The 7,798-nt window shown below is 65.9% G+C and carries 7 protein-coding genes; 4 read left to right on the top strand and 3 right to left on the bottom strand.

All coding sequences use genetic code 11. The annotated features are described in order from the left end of the window. Positions 1-207: hypothetical protein (locus tag ACYP5B_RS27070; protein ID WP_459571751.1), on the bottom strand; the 207-nt coding region annotated here is incomplete at its 3' end. Between the two features lie 260 nt (positions 208-467). Between ACYP5B_RS27070 and ACYP5B_RS27075 the strand changes: the two genes are divergently transcribed. After that, positions 468-1,595: a helix-turn-helix transcriptional regulator gene (locus ACYP5B_RS27075; RefSeq protein ID WP_459571752.1), complete on the top strand. Its 1,128-nt coding sequence runs from the start codon at positions 468-470 to the stop codon at positions 1,593-1,595. A gap of 18 nt (positions 1,596-1,613) precedes the next feature. Here ACYP5B_RS27075 and ACYP5B_RS27080 read toward each other — a convergent pair whose 3' ends face one another. Together ACYP5B_RS27080 and ACYP5B_RS27085 are read right to left on the bottom strand one after the other, a co-directional pair. Then, on the bottom strand, positions 1,614-2,990 hold the full coding sequence (locus ACYP5B_RS27080; protein WP_459571753.1) for an aminotransferase class I/II-fold pyridoxal phosphate-dependent enzyme: 1,377 nt from the start codon (positions 2,988-2,990) through the stop codon (positions 1,614-1,616). Positions 2,991-3,161: 171 nt separating this feature from the next. Then, positions 3,162-3,863: a GntR family transcriptional regulator gene (locus ACYP5B_RS27085; RefSeq protein ID WP_459571754.1), complete on the bottom strand. Its 702-nt coding sequence runs from the start codon at positions 3,861-3,863 to the stop codon at positions 3,162-3,164. Between the two features lie 215 nt (positions 3,864-4,078). Between ACYP5B_RS27085 and araD the strand changes: the two genes are divergently transcribed. From araD to ACYP5B_RS27100, 3 genes are all read left to right on the top strand, one after another. After that, positions 4,079-5,818 (top strand): L-arabinonate dehydratase, encoded by a 1,740-nt coding sequence (gene araD, locus ACYP5B_RS27090; protein ID WP_459571755.1) that lies wholly within the window; start codon positions 4,079-4,081, stop codon positions 5,816-5,818. 47 nt (positions 5,819-5,865) lie between these two features. Then, the gene (locus ACYP5B_RS27095) at positions 5,866-6,603 is read left to right on the top strand and encodes a ribonuclease activity regulator RraA (protein WP_459571756.1); all 738 of its coding nucleotides are present in this window, start codon (positions 5,866-5,868) and stop codon (positions 6,601-6,603) included. A gap of 117 nt (positions 6,604-6,720) precedes the next feature. Next, on the top strand, positions 6,721-7,719 hold the full coding sequence (locus tag ACYP5B_RS27100) for a Bug family tripartite tricarboxylate transporter substrate binding protein (RefSeq protein ID WP_459571757.1): 999 nt from the start codon (positions 6,721-6,723) through the stop codon (positions 7,717-7,719). Positions 7,720-7,798: the final 79 nt, after the last annotated feature.

Here is a 7,798-nt window from a genome sequence, read left to right on the forward strand (position 1 = left end):
TAGCGAAATTGCAACTGGCGTGCGGTCGATCGGGGTGCATTCCAACGAAGCGCCGGCCGTTGCCGGAATGACCGGCGAAACGATGGGCGCGCTCAGCACGCCGGAAGGCGTGGTCTCATCGATTCGCCCCTGTTGGACGCTGTTGTTGTATTGCCTGTATTGGTATCTCCTGTATTGCCTGTATTGCCTGTGCTGGCGGTGGTGCACGCGTGTCCAGGTACTTTCGCAGCGCGCAAGTGGATCGTCACCATCAAATCTGATGATGACCGCCGCTCGCCCATGGGCTGCGCGCTGGCTTACAAGCACTGCTGCGTGTGAGTCCGCACGGCATCCCCCCGTATGGGGGATGCAAGGCAAGGCATCAATCTGGGATAGTCGGCGCCATCAGCCTGGCAGGTACATCGACACCGCAGGGGGACGTTCCCGATGCGTGCATCGGGCGAACCTCTGCGCTTGCAGGAGTCGCCATGGACATGACCGCGAAAGAGCAGGCGTTCAACGAGACTGTCATCGCCCTGTATGAAGGCGTGACCGACCCGGGGGGCTTCAATGCTGCCCTGCACCGGATGACGCAGCTCACCGGCAGCGCGCACTCGGTGTTCATCCTCTGGCCCCATGGCGCAATCGGCGGCAGCATCGAGAACAACTCGGGCGATCCGGGCCAGCTGGTCGACCTCTACAACTCGAGCTACAACGCGCTGGACCCGGCCAGGGACGTGGTGCCCTTCCTGCCGGAAGGCGCATGGTTCTACGACCGCCGCGAGCTCTCGCCGGAAACCTTGCGGCAAAGCCCGTTCCACCAGGACTTTCTCTATCGTGAAGGCATTGGCAGCCTCGTCGCCATGCGCGCCGTGACCGACCACCAGACGATGGCGTTCTTCGGGCAGCAGAAATACCTTGATCGCCCGCTTTACGAAGAGCGCGACCTGAAGATGCTGGAGAAGCTCTCGCCCCACCTGCGCAGAGTGACGCGGCTGCGCCTGGAGCTGGCGGTGCTGCGCATGCGCCAGGGCTGGCTGGAGAGCGCCTTCAGCCAACTCAAGGCCAGCATGATCCTGTGCGATGGCAGCGGGCGCATTCTCTTTACGAACCGCGCGGCGGAAGCCATGTTGAAGGACAGCATGCAGGCGCTGACCATCCGCGCGGGCCATCTGTCGGCATGGCGCAACCCCAACATTGTCGCGGCGGCACTGGGCCGCGCGGCCGGCCTCTTTGCGCCTGGCGTTGGCGCCGCCCTCAGCCTGCAGGCAGCGCGCGGAAAGCAGATCGCCTGGGTGGTGCCGGTGCCGCCGAGCAGCAGCCTTGCGGCGCCCTGGCAGCGTCCGGTGGCGCTGGTCTGGGTCAAGCAGCCGGAGCCGGATGAAGGCGACGGCCCGGACTTTGAGCTGCTAAAGGCAGTCTATGGACTGACCCAGGCCGAATGCCGGATCGCGGAGCTGATCCTGCAGGACCTGAGCCCGCAGGAGTGCGCGCAGGCGCTTGGCATCACGTTGGCGACGGTGCGCACGCAGGTGCGATCGCTCCATGCCAAGTGCGGATGCCGCCGGCAGACCAGCCTGGTCCGGATCCTGGAGCAGTTCCGCAAGCCGGTGTGAGCGGCACAGCCAGCCGGCTCACATCGCCGGCAGATGCGCCTTCACGATACGCGCGTGGCCCAGCGCATGCTCGACGAGCTCGATCGCGGCAGTGCATTGCTCTGCGGTGTGATCGGCCATCGCCAGCATGCGCAAACGCGCGGCATTGCGCGGCGCCGCGGGAAACTCGGTGAGGTTGGCCATCAGCCCCAGGCGCGTCATTTCACGGCTGGCAAGGCGCGCGGCGGCATCGTCGCCGAGCAGGATCGGCACGACCGCAGATGGCTGGCCGAGCACCGGCAGGCCGCGGCTGGTGGCGGCGCCGCGCAATGCCGTGATCGCACGCATCAGCGCATTGCGCCGCTCCTCGCCTTCCCGCGTGCGAAGAATGCGCACGCACTCGATGGCCACGGCGATCTGTATCGGCGACAGCGCGCTGGAGTAGGCGTTGGGTGACGCGTACTGCCGCAGGTATTCCTTGATCGCCATGCTGTCGGTGGCGACGAAACCGCCGTTGGACGCGAAGGCCTTCGACAAGGAACCCACCACGAGGTCCACTTTTCCCTGCAAGCCTTGCAGGCCGATCTGCCCAGTGCCGCCGGGCCCCATGCAACCGAGGTCATGCGCCACGTCCACCAGCAGGATCGCGTCGAACTCCGAGGCCAGGGCCTGCAGGCCCCGAAGATCGGCGATCTCCGAGTCCGAGGCATAGACGCTCTGCGTCACCAGCATCACGCTGTTTGCTGTATCGCGCGAGCGCACGCGCTCCAGCACGCGGCGCGCGTGCGCCAGGTCCAGGTGCCGGTGCAGATGCACGTTGCGCGTGGCGGCCACCGCGCCTTCGCGCAGGCCGCCGCGCACGCACTGATCCAGGATGACGTGATCGCCTCTGCGGATGAGGCCCTTGACCGCACCGAACCCGGCCGCCCAGCCGGTGGGAAACAGCACGGCGTGCTGCTTGTGCAGCAGCACGGCCAGCTCGCTTTCCAGCTCGGCGCCCAGGCAACTGTTGCCTGCCTGCGTGGAAGATCCGGCGCTATGCACGCCGAACCTGTGCATCGCCTGCATCGCCGCATCCAGCACCCGGGGATGGGTGGCAAGGCTCAGGTAGTCGTGCGAGGCGAAGTTCAGCCCGCAGGTTTGCGTGCCGTCCAGGGAGCGCAGCGTGGCAACCGGGCGTGGCGCATCCAGCAGGCACCTCGCATACGGATACACGCCCATCTCCACGCGTGCGGCCATCCATTGGTGGAACTGCTGCGCGCGGCGCTGCGGATGGTTTGCGGCAACCTGGAAATAGTCCCGATGGCTGCCCTGCAAGGCGAAGGTGCGCTTCTCGCGCAGGTTGACTATGGCTGCGTCGATGGAGGTCACCGGGCCGCCATCGCAGCCTGGCGCCGGGAGCGTCATGGTTGGCATTGCGTCCTCCCTCTGCCGGAATAAAGACTGAAGACTAAGGAGCAAGGACGCCAGCCATGGCCGTCGTGGCCTCGGCTAGCGTCCCTCCTCAGGCACTGTGGCAGGGGACCGCGCCGTCGTCATCATCAAAATTGATGATGACGGCGCCAAGCTTTACTACTGCTACGGCTGCTACTGCAGGAAGCTTCCGTAGCGAGCGCGGATCTCTTCGAGATTGGCGAGCGTGCCGGAGAGATGGCGGCGCAGGCAGGCCTGCGCGGCGTCGGCGTCGCCGCTGGCGATCGCATCGACGATGGCCGTGTGATCCGCCACCACCGCGTTGGCCTTGCCGGCGATCGGCAGGTGCAGGCGGCGCAAGCGGTCCAGGTGGCCGCTCTGGCGGCGCACCAGCATCCACAGGTCCGGCACGCGGGCGGCTTCGTACATCTGGCGGTGGAAGGCCTGGTCGAACAGGGAGAACTCGGCGAAGTCCTGGGCGGCCAGCATGGCCTGCTGCCGCGCCACGCAAAGGCGCAGCCGCTCCACCAGCGCGGGGTCCGGTTCTTCGGCCAGCGTGCGCACGATTTCCACTTCCACGGAGCGGCGCAGGAAATGCGCCTGCTGGGCCAGCGCGATGCTGATGGGGCTGACCACCGTGGCGTGCTGCGGGAAGATATCGACCAGCCCTTCTTCGGCGAGCCGCATCAGGGCGTCGCGCACCGGCGTCTGGCTGATGCCGTACTGCGCGGCGAGCTCGGTGCGCGACAGCACCGTGCCGGGGGTCAGCGTCATGGAGATGATCATGTCCCGCATATGCTCGAACACCTGCGGCGCGGCATGCCGGGTGCGGTCGAACTGGAATTGAATCTGCGGGGCGGACAAGGTGGCTTCCATCGGGTGGTCTGGTTTTGCTGCATAGGCGTGGCTTATCACGCACAAAGACGCTTCGTTGCGTCCCATGGCTGCAGTTTAATGGAAAGTTTTCCGGTTTGACACACTAATATATTAGTGCTTTAATACTTCCGACGATATCAGATGTCGTACCTCCAACGCCTCGCTTTGGCACTCTCAGGCACCGGCCCGATGACAACACCCGTGGAAGAGACAACATGACGTCACGAAAGAAGACGCCCGAGACCCTGCGCAGCGCTCGCTGGTTTGCCCCCGACGACCTGCGCTCCTCCGGGCACCGCTCGCGCATCATGCAGATGGGCTACTCGCCCGACGAATGGCTGGACCGCCCGATCATCGCGATCATCAACACGTGGTCCGACATCAACCCCTGCCACTCCCACTTCAAGCAGCGCGTCGACGACGTCAAGCGCGGCATCCTGCAGGCCGGCGGCTTCCCCATTGAGCTGCCCGCCATCTCGCTGTCTGAGAGCGCGGTCAAGCCGACCACCATGCTGTACCGGAACATGCTGGCGATGGAAGCCGAGGAGCTGATCCGCTCCCACCCCATCGACGGCGCGGTGCTGATGGGCGGCTGCGACAAGACCACGCCCGGCCTGCTGATGGGGGCGTCCAGCGCGGGCGTGCCGGCCATCTACGTGCCGGCTGGCCCGATGCTGCGCGGCAACTGGAAGGGCAATGTGCTGGGCTCCGGGTCGGACGCGTGGAAATTCTGGGACGAGCGCCGCGCTGGCAATATCAGCAAGACCGAGTGGATCGGCATCGAGGGCGGTATCGCCCGCAGCCACGGCACCTGCATGACGATGGGCACCGCCAGCACCATGACTGCGATTGCCGAAGCCATCGGCATGACGCTGCCGGGCGCCTCGTCCATCCCCGCTGCCGATGCCAACCACATCCGCATGTGCTCCGAAGCCGGACGGCGCATCGTGGACATGGTGTGGGAAGACCTGACCCCGCAACAGATCCAGACGCGCGCCTCGTTTGAAAACGCGATTGCCGTGGCCATGGCGATGGGCTGCTCCACCAACGCCATCATCCACGTGATCGCCATGGCGCGCCGCGCCGGGCATGACATCGGGCTGGAGGATTTCGACAAGACCAGCCGCCACGTGCCGGTGATCGCCAATATCCGGCCCAGCGGCGACAAATACCTGATGGAAGATTTCTTCTACGCCGGCGGCCTGCCCGCGCTGATGAACCGCATCAGCGACAAGCTGCACCTGGATGCGCTGACCGTCACCGGCCGCACACTGGGCGAGAACATCGCGGGCGCGGAGGTCTACAACGACGACGTGATCCGCACCAAGGAAAACGCGCTCTACCAGGAAGGTGCTCTCGCCGTGCTCAAGGGCAATATCGCGCCGGACGGCTGCGTGATCAAGCCCAGCGCCTGCGAGAAACGGTTCTTCAAGCACACCGGCCCGGCGCTGGTGTTCGACGACTACCCGTCGATGAAGGAAGCGGTGGAGCGCGACGACCTTGACGTTACCGCCGACCACATCCTGATCCTGCGCAATGCCGGCCCGCAGGGCGGCCCGGGGATGCCCGAATGGGGCATGCTGCCCATCCCCAAGAAGCTGGTCAAGCAAGGCGTTCGGGACATGCTGCGCATGTCGGACGCACGCATGAGCGGCACCAGCTACGGCGCGTGCATCCTGCACGTATCGCCGGAATCGTATATCGGCGGCCCGTTGGCACTGGTGCGCACCGGCGACATGATCTCCGTCGACATCGACCGCCGCAGCATCCACCTGGAAGTGTCCGACGAAGAACTGGCCCGCCGCAAGGCCGAGTGGACGCCGCCGCCGCCGCGCTTCGGGCGTGGCTATGGCTGGATGTTCTCCAAGCACATCCGGCAAGCCAATGACGGCTGCGACTTCGACTTCCTGCAAACCGACTTCGGCGCGCCCACGGGCGAACCCAGCATCTACTGATCACCCAGATATCCAGATATCCAGATATCCAAAAAAGCGGACCAGCCATGACCGAGACCACCCAAGCCAGCCAGCTCAGCCAGCAGACCATCGACCAGTTCAAGACCGTCAGCACGGCCACGCTGTGCACGGCGCTGTTCAAGCGCGGCCTGCGCAACCAGTTCATCCAGGACGTGCATCCGCTCAATCCCGAGCACGGCAATATGGTTGGCGAGGCCTTTACGCTGCGCTACATCCCGGCGCGCGAAGACCTGAACCCGATCACGGTGTTCCAGGATCCGAACCACCCGCAACGTCAGGCGGTTGAGCAGTGCCCATCCGGCGCGGTGCTGGTGATCGACAGCCGCAAGGACGCGCGCGCGGCTTCCGCCGGCTCGATCCTGATCACGCGCCTGATGCAGCGCGGCGCGGCCGGCGTCGTCACCGACGGCGGCTTTCGCGATTCGCCGGAGATTGCCCGGCTGGCCATGCCGGCCTATCACCACCGCCCCTCCGCGCCGACCAACCTGACGCTGCACCAGGCCATCGAGATCAATGGCCCCATCGGCTGCGGCGACGTGGCGGTGTTCCCGGGCGACGTGGTGGTTGGCGATGCCGAAGGCGTGATCATCGTGCCGCGGTACCTGGCCGAAGAGATCGCGGCGGAGGCGGTGGAGATGACCGCGTTCGAGGACTTCGTCACGGAGGAAGTGATGAAGGGCCGCTCGATCATCGGCCTGTATCCGCCGACCCAGGAGCAAAGCCGGCTGGACTTTGCCGCATGGCGCGAAGCCAAGGGCCGCTGAGCCGCTTCGCCTGCCAGACACGAACAAGCACGAGCAAGCACAAACAAGCCACAAGCAAGCACATGAGCCGGCCGGCTCCCGACGCACGGGGGCAAGGCGGCCACGGATGGAGACAAGATGAATCACAACAAGCGAGGCACGCTGCGCCGCGTTGCCGCCCTCGGCATGCTGGCTGCCGCCAGCGCCGTGTTCAGCGCCGGCGCGCAGGCCGAGGACAAATGGCCGTCGCGCCCGGTCACCTGGGTGGTGCCGTTCGCGGCGGGCGGCTCCACCGATATCGTCGCCCGCACCATCGGGCAGGAAATCTCGAAGGCGCTGGGCCAGCCGGTGGTGGTCGAGAACCGGCCCGGTGCGGCCGGCGCGGTGGGCGCGGGCTACGTGGCACGCGCCAAGCCGGATGGCTACACGCTGTTTGGCGGCACCATCAGCACGCATGCCATCAATGCGAGCCTGTACAAGAATCTATCCTACGACCCGGTCAAGGATTTCGAGCCGGTCTGCCTGATCGCCTACGTGCCCAACGTGCTGATGGTCGACGCCAAGCTGCCGATCAACAACGTGAAGGAGCTGATCGCCTATGCGAAAAGCCATCCGGGCCTGAGCTTCGCGTCTTCGGGCGCGGGCACTTCGACACATCTGGCCGGCGAACTGTTCGCCGACATGATCAAGGTGCCGATGACCCACGTGCCCTACAAGGGCAGCCCGCAGGCGATCCAGGACGTGGCCGCCGGCCTCGTTCCGTTTCTCTTCGACCAGCTGACCGCGGGCGACGCCATGATCAAGGCCGGCAAGCTGCGCGCGCTGGCCGTGACCTCGCCCAAGCGCTCCGCGCTGGCGCCCAACGTGCCAACCATGGCCGAGGCCGGCGTGCCGGGCTTCGAGATGGTGTCGTGGCAGGCGCTATACGCGCCGCACGGCACGCCGAAGGAAGTGGTGCAGCGGCTGAATGCCGAAGTGGTGCGCGCGCTCAAGCAGCCCGCCGTGCAGCAACGGATGACGCAGCAGCTTGGCATGGAAGTGGTGGGCAGCAGCCCCGCCGAACTGGCCGCGTTCATGGGCAAGGAGATTCCGCGCTGGGCTGAATTGGTGAAGAAGTCGGGTGCTACGGCCAATTGATAGCACGTCTGGCGTTGCCACGGTTTACTCCCCTCTCCCACGAAGTGGGAGAGGGGCCGGGGGAGAGGGCGGGCGCGTG

The organism is Cupriavidus sp. 8B, assembly GCF_054589115.1.